Here is a 20,112-nt window from a genome sequence, read left to right as displayed (position 1 = left end):
CCGCTGAACCGCCCTCCCCTGAACCGGCCCTCCCCTGAACCGCGGCCCCGCCGAAATCCGGCCCCGCCGGCGTTCGAGGCGCCGGCGGAGCGGGTCCGGGGCCGCGCCCCTGGGGGCGGTCCACCAGCGGGAGCCGGGAGAGGAACGGAGAAAGGGCGGGGCGGGGAGAAAGCCCGCGCAGCGGAACCCGCGCCGCCGACCACCGGCATTCGACCACTCACAGGAGGTCCCCCGATGTCCGCATCCGCGGCGGCGGCTCCAGCCACCACCACCGCCCCCGAACCCCCCGGCTCCGCCCTCCGCCTCCGGGCCGTCCGGCTCGGCCGGCCCGGGAGTCCGGCCGTCCTCGACCGGCTCGACCTCGGCATCCGGCCCGGCGAAGTGCTCGCCGTCGTCGGGCCCTCCGGCTGCGGGAAGTCCACGCTGCTGCGCACCCTCGCCGGGCTCCTGCCCCCGCTCGCCGGCACCGTCACGCAGGACGGAACCCCGATCACCCGCCCCGACGCCGACCGCGCGCTCGTGTTCCAGGACGACGCCCTCCTCCCCTGGCGCACCGTACGGGCCAACGTCGAACTGCCCCTCCTCATCCGCCGCGTACCCCGTGCCGAGCGGCGCCGCACCGCCACCGACTGGCTGACGCGCGTCGGTCTCGCCGAGCACGCCCTCAAGCTGCCCCACCAGCTCTCCGGCGGCCAGCGCCAGCGCGTCCAGCTCGCCCGCGCCCTCGCCGCGCGCCCCCGCGCCGTCCTCATGGACGAGCCCTTCGGCGCGCTCGACGCCCAGACCCGCGCCGGGATGCAGGACCTTCTGGTCGACGTCCTCGCCGGCACCGGGGCGACGGTCGTCTTCGTCACGCACGACGTGGACGAGGCCCTGTTCGTCGCGGACCGCGTCGCGCTCCTCGCCACCGGCGCGGTGCTCGACGTACCGGCCCCGCGCGACCGGACCGCCGATCACTCCGCCCTCCGGGCCCAGATCCTTTCCTCACTCTGACCGCTGATCTCTGACCTCTTACCTCTGGCCTCTGACTTCTGGCCTCTGGCCTCTGGCCTCTGGCCTCTGACCGACCCCCGAAGGGCGACCCCCAGCATGGACATCCCCGCACTCGCCGACGCCGAGGAACTCTCCTGCGACGTCCTCGTCATCGGCGGCGGCACCGCCGGCACCATGGCGGCCCTGACCGCCGCCGGCCGCGGCGCGCGGGTCCTGCTGCTGGAGAAGGCGCACGTACGCCACTCCGGCGCCCTCGCCATGGGCATGGACGGGGTCAACAACGCGGTCGTCCCCGGCCGCGCCGAGCCCGACGACTACGTCGCCGAGATCACCCGCGCCAACGACGGCGTCGTCGACCAGTCCACGGTCCGCCAGACCGCCACCCGCGGCTTCGCGATGGTGCAGCGCCTGGAGTCGTACGGCGTGAAGTTCGAGAAGGACGAGCACGGCGAGTACGCGGTCCGCCGGGTCCACCGCTCCGGCTCGTACGTACTGCCCATGCCCGAGGGCAAGGACGTCAAGAAGGTCCTCTACCGGCAGCTGCGCCGCCGCGAGATGCGCGAGCGGATCCGGATCGAGAACCGGGTGATGCCGGTACGGGTCCTCACCTCGCCCGAGGACGGCCGGGCCATCGGCGCCGCCGCCTTCAACACCCGTACCGGCGCCTTCGTGACGGTCCGCGCGGGCGCCGTGATCCTCGCGACCGGCCCCTGCGGCCGGCTCGGACTCCCCGCCTCCGGCTACCTGTACGGGACGTACGAGAACCCCACCAACGCCGGTGACGGCTACGCCATGGCCTACCACGCGGGCGCGGCCCTCACCGGAATCGAGTGCTTCCAGATCAACCCGCTGATCAAGGACTACAACGGACCGGCCTGCGCGTACGTCGCGAACCCCTTCGGCGGCTACCAGGTCAACCGGCACGGCGAGCGGTTCGTCGACTCCGACTACTGGTCGGGGCAGATGATGTCGGAGTTCGCGGCCGAACTCGCCTCGGACCGGGGGCCGGTGTACCTGAAGCTCAGCCACCTGCCCGAGGAGTCGGTCTCCGCCCTCGAATCGATCCTGCACACCACCGAGCGGCCGACCCGCGGCACCTTCCACGAGGGCCGCGGCCACGACTACCGCACGCACGACATCGAGATGCACATCTCGGAGATCGGACTGTGCGGGGGCCACTCGGCGTCGGGCGTCCGCGTCGACGACCACGCGCGCACCACCGTGCCGCGGCTGTACGCGGCCGGGGACCTGGCCTCCGTACCGCACAACTACATGATCGGGGCGTTCGTCTTCGGCGACCTGGCGGGCGAGGACGCTGCGCAGTACACCGCGTACGAGGGCCCGCTCCCGGCGGAGCAGCTGGCGGCGGCGCACGAGCTGGTCTACCGGCCGCTGCGCCGGCCGGACGGGCCGCCGCAGCCGCAGGTGGAGTACAAGCTGCGGCGGTTCGTCAACGACTACGTGGCCCCGCCGAAGACGGGCGCGAAGCTGTCGCTGGCCGTGGAGGCCTTCACCCGGATGGGCCGCGAGATCGAGGAGATGGGGGCGCGGACCCCGCACGAGCTGATGCGGTGCGCCGAGGTGTCGTTCATCCGGGACTGCGCGGAGATGGCGGCGCGGGCCTCGCTGGCGCGGACGGAGTCCCGCTGGGGCCTCTACCACGAGCGGCTCGACCACCCTGAGCGCGACGACCCGGCCTGGCTGCACCACCTGGACCTGCGCAAGTCGGCTTCGGGGGCGATGGAGTTCACGGCCCGCCCGGTGGAGCCGTACGTGGTCCCCGTCCCGGAATTCCGACCGACGGGCGGTCCGTCCCGCCACCTGGGCGAGGTCGAACTGGTCGGCGTGGCCACGGCGGGCCCGCGCCGGACGGCGCCCCGGCCGGGCGGGGCCGGACCCTCCGCGGCGACGGAGCCCGCGGCGACGGAGCCCGCGGTCGGCGGAGCTCCCGGCCGGGACGCCCGGCCCGGGCCGCACACGGATCCCGCGGCGCCGACGGGCGCCCACCCCGCCGGCCCCGGCACCGCCGCCGGTCCCGCCCCGGCCGCCGCCTCCCCGGGGCTGCTGGCCCTGCTCGCGCTCGCCGAGGAGTCGCCCGGCCTCGACGTGCTGGGGCCCTACCTGGCCGACCCCGACCCGGGTGTGCGCACCGCTGCCGTCGGCGTGGTCAGCGAGACCGTCCCGGCCGGCGCGGGGCCGGTGCTGGCCGCCGCCCTGGCCGACCCGGCCCCCGCGGTACGGGCGGCCGCCGCGGCCGCGCTGCGGGAGCTGCTGGAGGTGCTGCCCGGGGACCCGGAGCTCGGGGCCGCCTTGCGCGCCGCGCTCCCCGTACCGGACCCGGTGGTGCGCGCGGCCGCCCTGGAGGCCCTGCGCGCGCTGCGGCTCGGCGACGGCGACCTGTACGCGGAGTCCCTGGCGGATCCCGACCCGGAGGTCCGCATCCACGCCGTACGGGCGCTGGTCTCGGTGGACGCCGTCGACGCCCTCGCGCGGGCCGCGGCGGACCCGGCCCGGGAGGTCCGGGTCGCGGTGGCCAAGGGGCTCGCGGCGGTCCACGCCCCGGCCCCGGCCCCGCTGAACCCGCTCCTCACGGACCCCGATCCGCTGGTCCGGGCCGCGGCCCTGGCGGCGCTGGCCGCCACGGGCTGCCCGGCGCCGTACGCCGCCAAGGCCGTGGCGGCCCTGGCCGACCCGGCCTGGCAGGTCCGCGCGGGCGCCGCCGGCGCCCTCGCGGCCGCCGACCCCGCCACGGCCGTCGCCCCCCTGGCCTCGGCCCTGAAGGACGACAACGCGGACGTCCGCAAGGCCGCCGTCCTTTCCCTCCGCTCCCACCGCGCCCACCCGGAGGCCCGCACGGCCCTGGCCGGCGCCGCCTCCGATCCCGACGCGGACGTCCGCGCATATGCCAGCCGCCCCTGACAGGGTCAACATGCCGGGCCCGTTCACACGTGTGGACGGGCCCGGAAGGATCTCCGGCGATACTCCGGCGGGCCCGGAAGACTCCCCTGCATGGAACCCGAGGACATCGAGCCGGCCTATCGCTGGCCGATCCCCCCTGCGGTCGGCTGGACGGCAGACGACCTCGACCTTCTCCCCGACGTGCCGCCGCACACCGAACTGATCGACGGGAGCCTGGTCTTCAGGAGTCCGCAGACCCCCTCTTCCGCATGCGGACGGTCAGCTTCATCAACCACCGCCTCGCGGCCCTGATCCCACCGGGGCTGGAGGTCATGCGCGAGTTCACGATCGACATCGACCGTCACAACCGGCCCGAGCCCGATGTCATCGTGGTCGACGAAGCCGCCATCCAGAGCATGGAGCAGACCCGCCGTCCCGCGGAGTTCGTGCGGCTCGCGGTCGAGGTCGTCTCCCTCGATTCCGTCCCGCGCGACCGGCACAGCAAGCCGCTCACGTACGCCCGCGCCGGGATCCCGCACTTCTGGCGGGTGGAGAACGACGACGGCCGACCCGTGGTCCACGTCTACGAACTCGACCCGGCCGGCAAGGCGTACGTGGCCACCGGCATCTTCCGCGACCGGCTCAAGGTGTCGGTGCCGTGCGGCATTGACCTCGACCTCACGGCCGCCCGGTAAGGAAACGCACCTGGGCCCGGCTCCCCGAAGGAGGCCGGGCCCAGTCGTGTCGCAGGCGTCAGCGGACGAACGTGCTCGCCTGCCCCGCCAGATCCAGGAAGTACTGCGGGGCCACGCCCAGGACCAGGGTGACGGCCACGCCCACCGCGATCGTCGTCATCGTCAGCGGCGAGGGGACGGCCACCGTCGGGCCGTCCGCCTTCGGCTCGCTGAAGAACATCAGGACGATCACCCGGATGTAGAAGAACGCGGCGATCGCGGACGAGATCACACCGACCACGACCAGCACCCCGGCCCCGCCTTCCGCCGCCGCCTTGAACACGGCGAACTTCCCGGAGAAGCCCGAGGTCAGCGGGATGCCGGCGAAGGCCAGCAGGAACACCGCGAAGACCGCCGCCGTCAGCGGCGAACGGCGGCCCAGACCCGCCCACTTGGACAGGTGCGTCGCCTCCCCGCCCGCGTCGCGCACCAGCGTGACCACCGCGAACGCGCCGATGGTCACGAAGGAGTACGCGAGCAGGTAGAAGAGGACGGACTGGACGCCCTGCGCCGACGTCGCGATCACACCGGCCAGGATGAAGCCCGCGTGCGCGATCGAGGAGTACGCCAGCAGCCGCTTGACGTCGGTCTGGGTCACCGCGATCACGGCACCCGCCAGCATCGTCAGGATCGCCACGCCCCACATCACCGGCCGCCAGTCCCACCGCAGGCCCGGGAGGACCACGTACAGCAGCCGGAGCAGCGCGCCGAACGCGGCCACCTTCGTCGCCGCCGCCATGAAGCCCGTGACCGGGGTCGGGGCCCCCTGGTAGACGTCCGGGGTCCACATGTGGAACGGGACCGCGCCGACCTTGAAGAGCAGGCCCGTCAGGATCAGCGCCCCGCCGATCAGCAGCAGCGCGTCGTTGCCCATGGTGTCGGCGAGCGCCGGGTCGATCTTGGTGACCGTGCCGTCGACGACGTCGGCGATCGCCGCGTACGAGACCGAGCCCGCGTACCCGTAGACCAGGGCGATGCCGAAGAGGAGGAAGGCCGAGGAGAAGGCGCCGAGCAGGAAGTACTTGACCGCCGCCTCCTGCGACATCAGCCGCTGGCGGCGGGCGACGGCGCAGAGCAGGTACAGCGGGAGGGAGAAGACCTCCAGGGCCACGAAGAGCGTCAGCAGGTCGTCGGCGGCCGGGAAGATCAGCATGCCGGAGACCGCGAACAGCGCCAGCGGGAAGACCTCGGTGGTGGTGAAGCCCGCCTTGACGGCGGCCTTCTCGCTCTCGCTGCCCGGTACGGACGCCGCCTGCGCGGCGAAGGAGTCCACCCGGTTGCCGTGGGCGGCCGGGTCCAGGCGCCGCTCGGCGAAGGTGAAGACCGCGACGACCGCGGACAGCAGGATGATGCCCTGGAGGAACAGCGCCGGGCCGTCCACGGCCACGGCGCCCATCGCCGCGATGTGCGCCTTGCCGCCGGCGTACCCGCCGGCGGCGAGGCCGACGACCGCCGCGAAGGCCGAGGCCAGCGCGGCGACGGCGAGGAACACCTGGACGTAGTAGCGGGACCTGCGCGGTACGAAGGCCTCGACGAGGACTCCGAGGACCGCCGCGCCCACCACGATCAGCGTGGGCGCGAGCTGCGCGTACTCGATGTGCGGGGCCGGGATCCGGTCGACCGGCTCCCCGGCCGCCAGCGTCAGCAGCCCTTGGGCAGCAGACATCGTGCTCACTTCGCCGCCTCCCCGTTCTTGGCCTCGACGGCCACCTGTGGCTTCGGGTCCTTCTCGTGTACGTCGGACATGGTGTGCTCCACCGCCGGGTTGACGATCTGGGTGAGCGGCTTCGGGTACACGCCCAGCCCGATCAGCAGCACGATCAGCGGGGCGACCACCAGTACCTCGCGCAGGCGCAGGTCCTTCATGGTGCGGACCTCCTCCTTCACGGGGCCGGTCATCGTGCGCTGGTAGAGCACCAGGGTGTAGAGCGCGGCCAGCACGATGCCGATGGTGGCGATGATGCCGATGACGGGGTACCGGGCGAACGTGCCGACCAGGACGAGGAATTCACTGACGAAGGGCGCGAGGCCCGGCAGCGACAGGGTGGCGAGGCCGCCGATCAGGAAGGTGCCGGCCAGTACCGGGGCCACCTTCTGCACACCGCCGTAGTCGGCGATGAGCCGGGAGCCGCGGCGCGAGATCAGGAAGCCGGCCACGAGCATCAGCGCGGCCGTCGAGATCCCGTGGTTGACCATGTACAGCGTGGCGCCCGACTGCCCCTGGGAGGTCATCGCGAAGATGCCCATGATGATGAACCCGAAGTGGGAGATCGACGCGTACGCGACCAGCCGCTTGATGTCCCGCTGCCCGACCGCGACCAGCGCGCCGTAGACGATGCTGATCAGGGCCAGGACGAGGATCACCGGCGTGGCCCACTTGCTGGCGTCGGGGAACAGCCCGAGGCAGAAGCGGAGCATCGCGAAGGTGCCGACCTTGTCGACGACCGCGGTGATCAGGACGGCGACCGGTGCGGTGGACTCGCCCATCGCGTTCGGCAGCCAGGTGTGCAGCGGCCACAGCGGGGCCTTCACCGCGAAGGCGAAGAAGAAGCCGAGGAACAGCAGCCGCTCGGTGTTGGTCGCCATGTCGAGCGTGCCCGCGGCGCGGGCCGCGGTGATCTCCTGGAGCGAGAAGTTCCCGGCGACGACGTACAGGCCGATGACGGCGGCCAGCATGATGAGGCCGCCGACCAGGTTGTAGAGGAGGAACTTGACCGCCGCGTACGAGCGCTGCGCGGCCGCGTTCTCATCGGACCCGGCGTGTGCCCGGTCCCCGAAGCCGCCGATGAGGAAGTACATCGGGATGAGCATGGCTTCGAAGAAGATGTAGAAGAGGAAGACGTCGGTGGCCTCGAAGGAGATGACCACCATCGCCTCGACCAGCAGGATCAGGGCGAAGAAGCCCTGCGTCGGCCGCCAGCGCGAGTTCGCCGGGGATTCCCCCTCCAGCGGGTCGGCGTCGTGCCAGCCGGCCCCGATCACGAACGGGATCAGCAGGGCGGTGAGCGCGATCAGCGCCACCCCGATGCCGTCGACGCCCAGTTCGTAGCGGACGCCGAAGTCGGGGATCCAGGCGTGCGATTCGGTGAGCTGGTAGCGGGCGCCACCGGGCTCGAAGCGGACCGCGACGAGCACGGCCAGTGCCAGCGTCGCCAGGGAGAAGAGCAGCGCCAGCCACTTGGCGGCGGTCCTGCGGGCGGCCGGGACGGCCGCCGTCAGGACGGCGCCGACCGCGGGGACCGCGGCCGTCACCGTCAGAAGCGGGAAACTCATCTCACACCGCCCTCATCAGCAGGGTCGCGGCGATGAGGATCGCCGTGCCCCCGAACATCGAGACCGCGTAGCTGCGGGCGTAGCCGTTCTGCAGCTTGCGCAGCCGGCCCGAGGCCCCGCCGACCGAGGCGGCCGTCCCGTTGACCACCCCGTCGACCAGGCTGTGGTCGACGTACACGAGCGAGCGGGTCAGGTGTTCCCCGCCGCGCACCAGCACGACGTGGTTGAAGTCGTCCTGGTACAGGTCCTTGCGCGCCGCCCGGGTGACCCAGCTGCCGCGCGGGGCGACGACCGGGACGGGCTTCCTGCCGTACTGGACGTAGGCGAGGCCCACGCCGATGAGCAGGACCACCACCGTCGAGGCGGTGATGGCGGCGGCTCCGATCGGCGGGTTCCCGTGTTCGAAGGAGGTGACGGGCTCCAGCCACTTCACGAAGGACTCGTTGAAGCTGAAAAGGGCGCCGGCGAAGACCGATCCGAAGGCCAGGACGACCATCGGGAGGGTCATGGACTTCGGGGACTCGTGCGGGTGCGGCTCGTGGCCGTTGGCGTCCGGCTGCCAGCGCTTCTCGCCGAAGAAGGTCAGCAGCATCACGCGGGTCATGTAGAACGCGGTGATGGCCGCGCCCAGCAGGGTGACCGCGCCGAGGATCCAGCCCTCGGTGCCGCCCTTCGCGAAGGCCGCCTCGATGATCTTGTCCTTGGACCAGAAGCCGGACAGGCCCGGGAAGCCGATGATGGCGAGGTAGCCGAGGCCGAAGGTGACGAAGGTGATCGGCATGAACTTGCGCAGGCCGCCGTAGCGCCGCATGTCCACCTCGTCGTTCATCCCGTGCATCACGGAACCCGCGCCGAGGAAGAGGCCGGCCTTGAAGAAGCCGTGCGTCACCAGGTGCATGATCGCGAAGGCGTAGCCGATGGGGCCGAGCCCCGCGGCCAGGATCATGTACCCGATCTGCGACATCGTCGAGCCGGCGAGGGCCTTCTTGATGTCGTCCTTCGCGCAACCGACGATCGCACCGAAGAGGAGCGTCACCCCGCCGACCACGACGACCGCGGTCTGCGCGTCCGGCGCGGCGTTGAAGATCGCCCCGGAGCGGGTGATGAGGTACACGCCGGCGGTGACCATGGTCGCCGCGTGGATCAGGGCCGAGACCGGGGTCGGGCCCTCCATCGCGTCCCCGAGCCAGGACTGCAGCGGCACCTGGGCCGACTTGCCGCACGCGGCGAGCAGCAGCATCAGGGCGACCGCCGTCAGCTTGCCCTCCGTCGCGTTCCCCACCGAGGCGAAGACCGGCCCGAAGGTGAAGGTCCCGAAGGTGGTGAACAGCAGCATGATCGCGATCGACAGGCCCATGTCGCCGACCCGGTTGACCAGGAAGGCCTTCTTCGCGGCGGTCGCCGCGCTGGGCTTGTGCTGCCAGAAGCCGATGAGCAGGTACGAGGCGAGGCCGACGCCCTCCCAGCCGACGTACAGCAGCAGGTAGTTGTCGGCGAGGACGAGCAGCAGCATCGCCGCGAGGAAGAGGTTCAGGTAGCCGAAGAAACGGCGGCGGCGCTCGTCGTGCTCCATGTACCCGATCGAGTACACGTGGATGAGCGTGCCCACTCCGGTGATCAGCAGGACGAACGTCATCGACAGCTGGTCCAGCTGGAAGGCGACGTCCGCCTGGAAGCCCTCGACCGGGATCCAGGTGTACAGCTTCTGGTACAGGGTCCGGTCGTCGGCGCCGCGGCCGAGCATGTCGGTGAACAGGGCCACGCCGATGCCGAAGGAGGCGGCGGCGAGCAGGGTGCCGAGCCAGTGGCCGGCCTTGTCGAGGCGCCGGCCGCCGCACAGCAGCACCGCCGCTCCGAGCAGGGGCGCCGCGATCAGCAGCCCGATCAGATTCTCCACTGTGAGCGCCCCTTACAGCTTCATCAGGCTGGCGTCGTCGACCGAGGCCGAGTGGCGGGTACGGAAGAGCGACACGATGATCGCGAGGCCCACCACGACCTCCGCGGCGGCGACGACCATCGTGAAGAAGGCGATGATCTGGCCGTCGAGGTTGCCGTGCATCCGGGAGAAGGCCACGAACGCGAGGTTGCAGGCGTTGAGCATCAGCTCGACGCACATGAACAGCACGATCGCGTTCTTCCGGATGAGTACTCCGGCCGCGCCGATGGTGAACAGCAGGGCGGCCAGGTACAGGTAGTTGACCGGATTCACTTGGATGCCTCCTCACGGCCGAGGCGCTCCGCGGACGCCTGCTCCAGCGCCTTCAGGTCGTTCAGCGCCTCGCTCGACACGTCCCGGATCTGGCCGCGGGCGCGCAGCGTCTTGCTGACGGTCAGCTCGGACGGGGTGCCGTCCGGCAGCAGGCCGGCGACGTCCACCGCGTTGTGCCGGGCGTAGACGCCGGGCGCGGGCAGCGGCGGGAGCTGGACGCCCTCGCGCACGCGCCGCTCGGCGAGCTCGCGCTGCGTGGCGGCCCGCTCGGTGCGCTCGCGGTGGGTGAGGACCATCGCACCGACGGCGGCGGTGATCAGCAGCGCGCCGGTGATCTCGAAGGCGAACACGTACTTGGTGAAGATCAGCGTGGCCAGCCCCTCCACGTGCCCGGCGGAGTTGACCCGGCCGAGCCCGTTGAAGTGGGTGAGCTTGGCGTTGGCGAGGCCCGCGATCAGCAGGACGCCGAAGCCGAGCCCGCACAGGACGGCCATCCAGCGCTGCCCCTTGAGGGTCTCCTTCAGGGAGTCGGCGGCGGTGACGCCGACGAGCATGACCACGAAGAGGAAGAGCATCATGATCGCGCCGGTGTAGACGATGACCTGGACCACGCCCAGGAAGTACGCCCCGTTGGCGAGGTAGAAGACCGCCAGGATGATCATCGTCCCGGCCAGGCTCAGCGCGCTGTGCACGGCCTTCTTCATCAGGATCGTGGACAGCGCGCCGATGACGGCGACGGTGCCGAGGACCCAGAACTGGACCGCCTCGCCGGTGGAGGTCGCGGTGGCCGCTGCGAGGGCGCTCATGCCTGCACCTCCTCGGCATCGGGCGCGGCCGCGCTCTCGCCCTTGGAGACCGCCACCTGCCGGACCGTTCCCGGGGCCGCCCCCGTCACCAGTCCGCGGTAGTAGTCCTGCTCGTCCGTGCCCGGGAAGATCGAGTGCGGGGACTCCACCATGCCCTCGGTCAGGCCCGCGAGCAGCTGCTCCTTGGTGTAGATGAGCGATTCGCGGCTGGAGTCGGCCAGTTCGAACTCGTTCGTCATCGTCAGCGCCCGCGTCGGGCAGGCCTCGATGCACAGCCCGCACAGGATGCAGCGGGCGTAGTTGATCTGGTAGACCCGCCCGTACCGCTCACCCGGGGAGTAGCGCTCCTCCTCGGTGTTGTCCGCGCCCTCCACGTAGATGGCGTCGGCGGGACAGGCCCAGGCGCACAGCTCGCAGCCGATGCACTTCTCCAGGCCGTCCGGGTGCCGGTTCAGCTGGTGGCGTCCGTGGAAGCGCGGAGCGGTGGTCTTCTGCTGCTCGGGGTACTGCTCGGTGAGGCGCTTCTTGAACATGGCCTTGAAGGTCACGCCGAAGCCGGCCACCGGGTTCTGCCACTTCTCGCCCTGCTCGGCATCAGACTTGTCAGACATTCTCAGCACCCTCCTCTCGGTCACTGTCGGTATTCGTCCCGCCACTGACGATCAGCTCCCGCTCGCTGCGAGGCCGCCTGCGCGGTACGGGTGCCAGGTGCTGGCCGGGCTTGGGCGGTACGGGGAACCCGCCCGCCAGCGGGTCGAAGGGCTCGGCCCCGGCGGCCTCGTCGGCCCGCTCGGCGGAAGCCTTCTCCTTCCGGTCGCGGAAGAGGTCCGCGACGAAGGACAGCAGCAGGATCGCGACGACCGCGCCGCCGACGTACAGGACGATCTCCGAGAAGTCGTAGTTCTCGTTGCGCAGCGCCCGGACGGTCGCGACCAGCATCAGCCAGACCACGGAGACCGGGATCAGGACCTTCCAGCCGAGCTTCATCAGCTGGTCGTAGCGGACGCGGGGCAGCGTGCCGCGCAGCCAGATGAAGAAGAAGAGCAGCAGCTGGACCTTGATGACGAACCAGAGCATCGGCCACCAGCCGTGGTTCGCGCCCTCCCAGAAGTGGCTGATCGGGTACGGGGCCCGCCAGCCGCCCAGGAAGAGGGTGACCGAGACCGCCGAGACGGTGACCATGTTGACGTACTCGGCCAGCATGAACAGCGCGAACTTGATGGAGGAGTACTCGGTGTTGAAGCCGCCGACCAGGTCGCCCTCGGACTCCGGCATGTCGAACGGCGCGCGGTTGGTCTCGCCGACCATCGTGATGACGTAGATGATGAACGAGACCGGCAGCAGCACGATGTACCAGCGGTCCGCCTGCGCCTCCACGATCGCCGAGGTCGACATCGACCCGGAGTAGAGGAAGACCGAGGCGAAGGCCGCGCCCATCGCGATCTCGTACGAGATCATCTGCGCGCAGGAGCGCAGGCCGCCGAGCAGCGGGTACGTCGAGCCCGAGGACCAGCCGGCCAGGACGATGCCGTAGATGCCGACCGAGGCGACCGCGAGGATGTAGAGCATCGCGATCGGCAGGTCGGTGAGCTGCATCGTGGTGCGCTGGCCGAAGATCGAGACCTCGTCGTCGGCCGGACCGAACGGGATCACCGCGATGGCCATGAAGGCCGGGATCGCCGCGATGATCGGGGCCAGGACGTACACCACCTTGTCGGCCCGCTTGACGATGATGTCTTCCTTGAGCATCAGCTTCACGCCGTCGGCGAGCGACTGGAGCATGCCCCAGGGGCCGTGCCGGTTGGGGCCGATGCGCAGCTGCATCCAGGCGACGACCTTGCGCTCCCACACGATGGAGAAGAGCACGGTCACCATCAGGAAGGCGAAGCAGAACACCGCCTTGACGACGACGAGCCACCAGACGTCCCTGCCGAACAGGGACAGGTCCTCGGCCGCGAGCTGTACCGCGTTCACGCGCCCACCTCCGCAGGGGTGCCGCTGCTGTCGGCCGGCGTCGCCGGGCCGATCCGTACGAGGGTGCCCGGGTGGGCCCCGGTGTCGGCGAGGACGCCGTGCCCGGTGGAGTTCAGCGGGAGCCAGACCACCCGGTCGGGCATCTCGGTGATCCGCAGCGGCAGTTCCACGGAACCGGCCGGGCCGGTCACCGCGAGGACGTCGCCGTCCTTGACGCCGGTCTCGGCGGCCGTGGCGGCCGACAGCCGGGCGCTCGCCTCGTGCCGGGTGCCGGCCAGGGCGTCGTCGCCCTCCTGGAGCCGGCCCAGGTCGAGCAGGAGCCGGTGGCCCGCGAGGACCGCCTCGCCCGCTCCGGGGCGGGGCAGCGGCGCGGTGTCCGCGGAGTGCTCGGCGGCGCGCTCCCCGGCCCACGGGCCGAGCGCGTCGAGCTCGCGGCGTACGGCGTGTACGTCGGGCAGCGCGATCGGCCGGTCGGCCGCGTCGGCCAGCATGTGCAGCACGCGGGCGTCGGCGGGGGCGAGCCGGCGGGTCATCTGGTCGGGCTTGAGGGCGGCCTCGAACGGCCGGACCCTGCCCTCCCAGTTGATGAACGCGCCGGCCTTCTCGGCGACAGCCGCGACCGGGAACACCACGTCCGCGTGGTCGGTGACCTGGCCGGGCCGCAGTTCCAGCGAGACCACGAAGGCTTCCTGGAGGGCGACCAGCGCCCGGGCCGGGTCCGGCAGGTCGGCGACCTCGACGCCCGCGACCAGCAGGGCGGAGAGCTCGCCCCCGGCGGCGGCTTCGACGATCTGGCCGGTGTCGCGTCCGTAGCGGTGCGGGAGTTCGTCCAGCCCCCAGGCGGTGGCGACCTCGTCGCGGGCCCGCGGGTCGGTGGCCGGACGGGCCCCCGGCAGCAGCGACGGCAGGGCGCCCGCCTCGACGGCGGCCCGCTCCCCGGCCCGGCGCGGGATCCACACGAGCTGCGCTCCGGTGGCGGCGGCCGCCCGTACGGCGGCGGTCAGCGCGCCGGGCACGCCGGCCAGGCGCTCCCCGACGACGATGACCGCACCATCCTGGCGCAGCGCGTCGGCGGCCCCCGCCCCGCCGGCCTCCAGGCCGGTCCGGGAGGCCAGGGCCGCCAGCCACTCGGGCTCGGTGCCGGGGGCGGCGGCCAGCAGGGTGCCGCCCGCCTTCTCCAGGCCGCGGGTGGCGAACGGGGCGAGGGCGAAGGTCCGCTGCTTGTGCTTGCGGTGGGCCTTGCGCAGCCGCAGGAAGACGCCGGGGGCCTCCTCCTCGGACTCGATGCCGGCGAGCAGGACGGCGGGGGCCGCCTCCAGCTTCGCGTACGTGACACCGCGGCCGTCGAGGTCCTTCCCGGTGCCGGCCACGGTGGCGGCCAGGAACTCGGCCTCCTCCGCGCTGTGGATCCGGGCCCGGAAGTCGATGTCGTTGGTGTCGAGGACGACGCGGGCGAACTTGGCGTACGCGTACGCGTCCTCGACGGTCAGCCGGCCGCCGGTCAGGACGCCGGCCCGGCCGCGCGCGGCGGCGAGCCCGGCGGCCGCGGCCTCCAGGGCCTCGGGCCAGCTCGCCGGGGCGAGGACCCCGTCGGCGCCGCGTACCAGCGGGGTGGTGAGCCGGTCCGGGCGCTGCGCGTAGCGGAACCCGAAGCGGCCCTTGTCGCAGATCCACTCCTCGTTGACCTCGGGGTCCTCGGCGGCCATCCGGCGCAGCACCTTGCCGCGGCGGTGGTCGGTCCGGGTCGCGCAGCCGCCCGCGCAGTGCTCGCACACGCTCGGGGAGGAGACGAGGTCGAACGGGCGGGAGCGGAACCGGTAGGCGGCCGAGGTGAGGGCGCCGACGGGGCAGATCTGGATGGTGTTGCCGGAGAAGTACGACTCGAAGGGGTCGCCCTCGCCGGTGCCGATCTGCTGGAGCGCCCCGCGTTCGAGCATCTCGATCATCGGGTCGCCCGCGACCTGCGTGGAGAAGCGGGTGCAGCGCGCGCACAGGACGCACCGCTCGCGGTCCAGCAGCACCTGGGTGGAGATCGGGACCGGCTTCTCGTAGGTGCGCTTCTTGCCCTCGAAACGCGAGTCGCTCTGCCCGTGGGACATCGCCTGGTTCTGCAGCGGGCACTCGCCGCCCTTGTCGCAGACCGGGCAGTCCAGCGGGTGGTTGATGAGCAGCAGCTCCATCACGCCGCGCTGGGACTTCTCGGCGACCGGGGAGGTCAGCTGCGTCTTGACGACCATGCCGTCCGTGCAGGTGATGGTGCAGGAGGCCATCGGCTTGCGCTGGCCCTCGACCTCGACGATGCACTGGCGGCAGGCGCCGACCGGGTCGAGGAGGGGGTGGTCGCAGAATCGGGGGATCTCGATGCCGATCTGCTCGGCGGCCCGGATGACCAGGGTCCCCTTGGGCACCGAGAGTTCGATGCCGTCGATGGTCAGGGAGATCAGGTCCTCCGGCGGCACCGCTGCCTCTCCGCCACCGGTCGGAGCATTAGTGGTGACGGTCATGCGTTCACCTCCGTGTCAGCCCAGAGGGTCGACTTCTTGGGGTCGAAGGGGCAGCCCTTGCCCGTGATGTGCTGCTCGTACTCCTCGCGGAAGTACTTGAGCGAGGAGAAGATCGGGCTGGCGGCGCCGTCGCCGAGCGCGCAGAACGACTTGCCGTTGATGTTGTCGGCGATGTCGTTCAGCTTGTCGAGGTCGGACATGACGCCCTTGCCGGCCTCGATGTCGCGGAGCAACTGCACGAGCCAGTACGTACCTTCGCGGCAGGGGGTGCACTTGCCGCAGGACTCGTGGGCGTAGAACTCGGTCCAGCGGGTGACGGCCCGCACCACGCAGGTCGTCTCGTCGAAGCACTGGAGCGCCTTGGTTCCGAGCATGGAGCCGGCCGCGCCGACGCCCTCGTAGTCCAGCGGCACGTCCAGGTGCTCGGCCGTGAACATCGGGGTGGAGGAGCCGCCCGGGGTCCAGAACTTCAGCCGGTGCCCGGGGCGCATCCCGCCGCTCATGTCGAGCAGCTGGCGCAGGGTGATGCCGAGCGGGGCCTCGTACTGGCCGGGTCCGGCGACGTGCCCGGAGAGCGAGTACAGGGTGAAGCCGGGGGACTTCTCGGTGCCCATCGCCTTGAACCAGTCCTTGCCCCGGTTCAGGATCGCGGGAACCGAGGCGATGGATTCCACGTTGTTGACGACAGTGGGGCACGCGTAGAGCCCCTCGACGGCGGGGAAGGGGGGACGCAGCCGGGGCTGGCCGCGCCGGCCTTCGAGGGAGTCGAGGAGTGCCGTCTCCTCGCCGCAGATGTACGCGCCCGCGCCCGCGTGCACCGTGATGTCGAGGTTGAGGCCGCTCCCCATGATGTCCTTGCCGAGGTATCCGGCCTCGTACGCCTCGCGCACCGCCTCGTGCAGGCGCCGCAGCACCGGTACGACCTCGCCGCGCAGGTAGATGAAGGCGTGCTCCGACCGGATCGCGTAGCAGGCGATGATCATTCCCTCGATGAGGGAGTGCGGGTTGGCGAAGAGGAGGGGGATGTCCTTGCAGGTTCCCGGCTCCGACTCGTCCGCGTTCACGACGAGGTAGTGCGGCTTTCCGTCGCCCTGCGGGATGAACTGCCACTTCATTCCGGTGGGGAAGCCCGCGCCGCCGCGCCCGCGCAGACCGGAGTCCTTCACGTATGCGATGAGGTCGTCCGGGGTCATCGCGAGCGCCTTGCGCAGGCCCTCGTATCCCTCGTGCCGCCGGTAGGTCTCCAGCGTCCACGACTGCGGCTCGTCCCAGAAGGCCGACAGCACGGGCGCCAGCAGCTTCTCCGGGGCGCCGTTCTCATGCATTTCGGCAGTCACCGTCATCACTCCCCCTCCTCTGTGGCAGCAGAAGCCTCACCACGCGGGTGCACGACCTTGCCGAGCTGCGGGGTCTCGCCGCGCGCGATGCGCAGCCCGATCAGGGAGGCGGGGCCGGCGCCGCCGCTCGCCTCGACCGCGCCCTCGCGTTCGTCCGGGAAGCCGGCCAGGATCCGGGCCGTCTCCTTGTACGTGCACAGCGGCGCGCCCCGGGTCGGCGCGACGGGCCGGCCGGCGATCAGGTCGTCGACCATGGCCTTGGCGGACTCGGGGGTCTGGTTGTCGAAGAACTCCCAGTTGACCATCACCACGGGGGCGTAGTCGCAGGCCGCGTTGCACTCGATGTGCTCCAGCGTGACCTTGCCGTCCGGGGTGGTCTCGTTGTTGCCGACCCCGAGGTGCTGCTTGAGCTCGTCGAAGATCGCGTCGCCGCCCATGACCGCGCACAGGGTGTTCGTACAGACGCCGACCTGGTAGTCGCCCGAGGCCTTGCGCCGGTACATCGTGTAGAAGGTGGCCACGGCGGTGACCTCGGCGGTGGTCAGGCCCAGCACCTCGGCGCAGAACCGGATGCCGGTGCGCGAGACGAAGCCCTCCTCCGCCTGGGTCAGGTGCAGCAGCGGCAGCAGCGCGGAACGGCTGTCGGGGTAGCGGGCGATGATCTCCTTCGCGTCCGCTTCGAGCCGGGCGCGTACGTCCGCCGGGAAATCGGGGGCCGGCAGCTGGGGCATGCCCAGACCCACCCCTTGACCGGGCGCATTGGCGGTCATCGGTCGACGCCTCCCATCACGGGGTCGATGGAGGCGACGGCGACGATGACGTCGGCGACCTGGCCGCCCTCGCACATCGCTGCCATGGCCTGAAGGTTGGTGAAGGACGGGTCCCGGAAGTGGACCCGGTAGGGGCGGGTGCCGCCGTCGGAGACGACGTGGACGCCGAGTTCGCCCTTGGGGGACTCGACCGCCGCGTACGCCTGCCCGGCCGGCACCCGGAAGCCCTCGGTCACCAGCTTGAAGTGGTGGATGAGGGCCTCCATGGAGGTGCCCATGATGTTCTTGATGTGGTCGAGCGAGTTGCCGAGGCCGTCCGGGCCCATCGCGAGCTGCGCCGGCCAGGCGATCTTCTTGTCGGCGACCATGACCGGGCCCGGCTCCAGCCGCTCCAGGCACTGTTCGACGATCCGCAGGGACTGGCGCATCTCCTCCAGGCGGATCAGGAACCGCCCGTACGAGTCGCAGCTCTCGGTGGTCGGCACGTCGAACTCGTAGGTCTCGTACCCGCAGTACGGGTCCGCCTTGCGCAGGTCGTGCGGCAGGCCGGCGGAGCGCAGAATCGGGCCGGTGGCGCCCAGCGCCATGCAGCCGGTGAGGTCGAGGTAGCCGACGTCCTGCATGCGGGCCTTGAAGATGGGGTTGCCGGTGGCGAGCTTGTCGTACTCCGGCAGGTTCTTCTTCATGGTCTTGAGGAAGTCGCGCAGCTGGTCCACGGCGCCCGGGGGCAGGTCCTGGGCGAGGCCGCCGGGGCGGACGAACGCGTGGTTCATGCGCAGGCCGGTGATCAGCTCGAAGATGTCGAGGATCAGCTCGCGGTCCCGGAACCCGTAGATCATGATCGTGGTCGCGCCCAGCTCCATGCCGCCGGTGGCGATGCACACCAGGTGGGAGGAGAGCCGGTTGAGCTCCATCAGCAGGACGCGGATGACGGTGGCGCGGTCCGGGATCTGGTCGGTGATGCCGAGCAGCTTCTCGACACCGAGGCAGTACGCCGTCTCGTTGAAGAACGGCGTCAGGTAGTCCATGCGCGTCACGAAGGTGGTGCCCTGCGTCCAGTTCCGGAATTCGAGGTTCTTCTCGATGCCGGTGTGCAGGTAGCCGATGCCGCAGCGGGCCTCGGTGACCGTCTCGCCGTCGATCTCCAGGATCAGCCGGAGCACGCCGTGGGTGGACGGGTGCTGCGGCCCCATGTTGACGACGATCCGCTCGTCGTCGGCCTTGGCCGCGGACTGGACGATCTCGTCCCAGTCCCCGCCGGTGACGGTGTAGACGGTGCCTTCGGTGGTCTCCCGGGCGGCCGCGTGGTTCGAGGAGGCGTTGTTTGACGTGGACATCAGCTGTACGACCTCCGCTGGTCGGGAGCCGGGATCTGGGCGCCCTTGTACTCGATGGGGATGCCGCCGAGCGGGTAGTCCTTGCGCTGCGGGAAGCCCTGCCAGTCGTCCGGCATCATGATCCGGGTGAGCGCCGGGTGCCCGTCGAAGACCAGGCCGAAGAAGTCGTACGTCTCGCGCTCGTGCCAGTCGTTCGTCGGGTAGACGGAGACGAGCGACGGGACGTGCGGGTCGGCGTCCGGGGCCGTGACCTCCAGGCGCACCACCCGGCCGTGGGTGATCGAGCGCAGGTGGTAGACGGCGTGCAGCTCGCGGCTCTTGTCGTCGGGGAAGTGGACCCCGCAGACGCCGGTGCACAGCTCGAAGCGCAGGGCCGGGTCGTCGCGCAGGGTCTTCGCGACGCGGACGAGGTGCTCGCGGGCGATGTGGAGCGTCAGCTCGCCCCGGTCGACGACGACCTTCTCGATCGCGTTCTGCGGGAGCAGGTCCTGCTCCTCCAGCGCCCCTTCGAGCTCGTCGACGACCTCGTCGAAGTAGGAGCCGTAGGGGCGGTGGCTCGCGCCGGGCATGGCCACGGTGCGGACGAGGCCGCCGTAGCCGCTGGTGTCGCCGCCGCCCCGGGTGCCGAACATGCCCTTGCGGACGCCGATCACCTCGGGGCCCTGGCCGCGCGGCGCAGGGACGTTGCTGCCGTTCTCCGGCTCTTGGGTCTCGCTCACCGGAGCAGCCCCTTCATCTCGATCGTGGGGAGGGCCTTGAGGGCCGCCGCCTCCGCCTCTCGCGCCGCCTCTTCCCGGTTCACGCCGAGCTTTCCGCCCTGGATCTTCTGGTGGAGCTTGAGGATCGCGTCCATCAGCATCTCGGGGCGCGGCGGGCAGCCGGGGAGATAGATGTCCACCGGGACGATGTGGTCGACGCCCTGGACAATCGCGTAGTTATTGAACATTCCGCCTGAAGATGCGCAAACCCCCATGGAGATGACCCATTTGGGAGCGGGCATCTGGTCGTACACCTGCCGCAGCACCGGCGCCATCTTCTGGCTGACCCGTCCGGCCACGATCATCAGATCGGCCTGGCGCGGGGATCCGCGGAAGACCTCCATGCCGAAGCGGGCGAGGTCGTACCGGCCCGCTCCGGTGGTCATCATCTCGATGGCGCAGCAGGCCAGGCCGAAGGTCGCGGGGAACACGGATGACTTGCGCACCCAGCCCGCGGCCTGTTCGACGGTGGTCAGCAGAAAGCCGCTCGGCAGCTTCTCTTCCAGTCCCATGGGAAAT

At 71.2% G+C, this 20,112-nt stretch carries 15 protein-coding genes and 1 pseudogene; 3 read left to right on the top strand and 13 right to left on the bottom strand.

The features are described from left to right. Positions 1 to 234 precede the first annotated feature (234 nt). The 3 genes and pseudogenes from ADK52_RS33880 (at position 235) to ADK52_RS33870 (ending at position 4,586) form a co-directional block, all read left to right on the top strand. Complete coding sequence (locus ADK52_RS33880) at positions 235 to 993, top strand: ABC transporter ATP-binding protein (RefSeq protein WP_053693704.1); 759 nt, start codon at positions 235 to 237, stop codon at positions 991 to 993. A 96-nt stretch (positions 994 to 1,089) separates the two neighbouring features. Further along, positions 1,090 to 3,912, top strand: coding sequence for a fumarate reductase/succinate dehydrogenase flavoprotein subunit (locus tag ADK52_RS33875; protein ID WP_053693703.1), 2,823 nt, complete (start codon positions 1,090 to 1,092; stop codon positions 3,910 to 3,912). A 90-nt stretch (positions 3,913 to 4,002) separates the two neighbouring features. Next, positions 4,003 to 4,586, top strand: a pseudogene (locus ADK52_RS33870) (Uma2 family endonuclease). A 58-nt stretch (positions 4,587 to 4,644) separates the two neighbouring features. Here the strand turns inward: ADK52_RS33870 and nuoN are convergent. Genes nuoN through ADK52_RS33805 form a run of 13 tightly spaced genes read right to left on the bottom strand, consistent with a single transcriptional unit; the run spans position 4,645 to position 20,105 of the window. Continuing rightward, positions 4,645 to 6,291 carry an NADH-quinone oxidoreductase subunit NuoN gene (gene nuoN, locus ADK52_RS33865; RefSeq protein ID WP_182508840.1) on the bottom strand — a complete coding sequence of 549 codons (1,647 nt, stop codon included), beginning with the start codon at positions 6,289 to 6,291 and terminating at the stop codon, positions 4,645 to 4,647. Positions 6,292 to 6,296: 5 nt separating this feature from the next. Then, positions 6,297 to 7,898, bottom strand: a complete 1,602-nt coding sequence (locus tag ADK52_RS33860) for an NADH-quinone oxidoreductase subunit M (protein ID WP_053693702.1) — start codon at positions 7,896 to 7,898, stop codon at positions 6,297 to 6,299. A 1-nt stretch (position 7,899) separates the two neighbouring features. Beyond that, positions 7,900 to 9,795, bottom strand: a complete 1,896-nt coding sequence (gene nuoL / locus ADK52_RS33855; protein ID WP_053693701.1) for an NADH-quinone oxidoreductase subunit L — start codon at positions 9,793 to 9,795, stop codon at positions 7,900 to 7,902. Between the two features lie 12 nt (positions 9,796 to 9,807). Beyond that, entirely contained in the window at positions 9,808 to 10,107 is a 300-nt protein-coding gene (gene nuoK / locus ADK52_RS33850) for an NADH-quinone oxidoreductase subunit NuoK (RefSeq protein WP_030864698.1), read from the bottom strand. Further along, positions 10,104 to 10,913, bottom strand: a complete 810-nt coding sequence (locus tag ADK52_RS33845) for an NADH-quinone oxidoreductase subunit J (protein ID WP_053693700.1) — start codon at positions 10,911 to 10,913, stop codon at positions 10,104 to 10,106. Before ADK52_RS33845 ends, nuoK begins: the two co-directional genes overlap by 4 nt. Beyond that, positions 10,910 to 11,524 (bottom strand): NADH-quinone oxidoreductase subunit NuoI, encoded by a 615-nt coding sequence (gene nuoI, locus ADK52_RS33840; RefSeq protein WP_053693699.1) that lies wholly within the window; start codon positions 11,522 to 11,524, stop codon positions 10,910 to 10,912. The genes ADK52_RS33845 and nuoI overlap by 4 nt, the downstream gene beginning before the upstream one ends. Further along, a complete protein-coding gene (nuoH, locus tag ADK52_RS33835; protein ID WP_053693698.1) occupies positions 11,517 to 12,887 on the bottom strand; it encodes an NADH-quinone oxidoreductase subunit NuoH in 1,371 nt (456 codons plus the stop codon). Before nuoH ends, nuoI begins: the two co-directional genes overlap by 8 nt. After that, a complete protein-coding gene (locus ADK52_RS33830) occupies positions 12,884 to 15,391 on the bottom strand; it encodes an NADH-quinone oxidoreductase subunit G (protein WP_053693697.1) in 2,508 nt (835 codons plus the stop codon). Before ADK52_RS33830 ends, nuoH begins: the two co-directional genes overlap by 4 nt. Next, positions 15,388 to 16,734, bottom strand: a complete 1,347-nt coding sequence (gene nuoF, locus ADK52_RS33825; protein ID WP_053693696.1) for an NADH-quinone oxidoreductase subunit NuoF — start codon at positions 16,732 to 16,734, stop codon at positions 15,388 to 15,390. Before nuoF ends, ADK52_RS33830 begins: the two co-directional genes overlap by 4 nt. Continuing rightward, on the bottom strand, positions 16,734 to 17,498 hold the full coding sequence (nuoE, locus tag ADK52_RS33820) for an NADH-quinone oxidoreductase subunit NuoE (protein WP_053693695.1): 765 nt from the start codon (positions 17,496 to 17,498) through the stop codon (positions 16,734 to 16,736). Before nuoE ends, nuoF begins: the two co-directional genes overlap by 1 nt. Continuing rightward, complete coding sequence (locus ADK52_RS33815; RefSeq protein ID WP_053693694.1) at positions 17,495 to 18,835, bottom strand: NADH-quinone oxidoreductase subunit D; 1,341 nt, start codon at positions 18,833 to 18,835, stop codon at positions 17,495 to 17,497. The genes nuoE and ADK52_RS33815 overlap by 4 nt, the downstream gene beginning before the upstream one ends. Next, a complete protein-coding gene (locus tag ADK52_RS33810; RefSeq protein ID WP_053693693.1) occupies positions 18,835 to 19,554 on the bottom strand; it encodes an NADH-quinone oxidoreductase subunit C in 720 nt (239 codons plus the stop codon). The genes ADK52_RS33815 and ADK52_RS33810 overlap by 1 nt, the downstream gene beginning before the upstream one ends. Beyond that, positions 19,551 to 20,105 (bottom strand): NuoB/complex I 20 kDa subunit family protein, encoded by a 555-nt coding sequence (locus ADK52_RS33805; RefSeq protein WP_030028258.1) that lies wholly within the window; start codon positions 20,103 to 20,105, stop codon positions 19,551 to 19,553. The genes ADK52_RS33810 and ADK52_RS33805 overlap by 4 nt, the downstream gene beginning before the upstream one ends. Between the last annotated feature and the right edge of the window lie 7 nt (positions 20,106 to 20,112).

This window comes from Streptomyces sp. WM6372, assembly GCF_001279655.1.
In the GTDB taxonomy this organism is placed as follows: Bacteria; Actinomycetota; Actinomycetes; order Streptomycetales; family Streptomycetaceae; genus Streptomyces.
This window is presented reverse-complemented; position numbering and strand designations above follow the sequence as displayed.

Coding starts and splice junctions, on each gene's coding strand:
- nuoE (WP_053693695.1), bottom strand. CDS start 17,498: ATGACCGCCAATGCGCCCGGTCAAGGGGTGGGTCTGGGCATGCCCCAG.
- ADK52_RS33880 (WP_053693704.1), top strand. CDS start 235: ATGTCCGCATCCGCGGCGGCGGCTCCAGCCACCACCACCGCCCCCGAA.
- nuoF (WP_053693696.1), bottom strand. CDS start 16,734: ATGACGGTGACTGCCGAAATGCATGAGAACGGCGCCCCGGAGAAGCTG.
- nuoN (WP_182508840.1), bottom strand. CDS start 6,291: ATGTCTGCTGCCCAAGGGCTGCTGACGCTGGCGGCCGGGGAGCCGGTC.
- nuoI (WP_053693699.1), bottom strand. CDS start 11,524: ATGTCTGACAAGTCTGATGCCGAGCAGGGCGAGAAGTGGCAGAACCCG.
- ADK52_RS33860 (WP_053693702.1), bottom strand. CDS start 7,898: ATGAGTTTCCCGCTTCTGACGGTGACGGCCGCGGTCCCCGCGGTCGGC.
- ADK52_RS33815 (WP_053693694.1), bottom strand. CDS start 18,835: ATGTCCACGTCAAACAACGCCTCCTCGAACCACGCGGCCGCCCGGGAG.
- ADK52_RS33875 (WP_053693703.1), top strand. CDS start 1,090: ATGGACATCCCCGCACTCGCCGACGCCGAGGAACTCTCCTGCGACGTC.
- ADK52_RS33805 (WP_030028258.1), bottom strand. CDS start 20,105: ATGGGACTGGAAGAGAAGCTGCCGAGCGGCTTTCTGCTGACCACCGTC.
- ADK52_RS33845 (WP_053693700.1), bottom strand. CDS start 10,913: ATGAGCGCCCTCGCAGCGGCCACCGCGACCTCCACCGGCGAGGCGGTC.
- ADK52_RS33830 (WP_053693697.1), bottom strand. CDS start 15,391: ATGACCGTCACCACTAATGCTCCGACCGGTGGCGGAGAGGCAGCGGTG.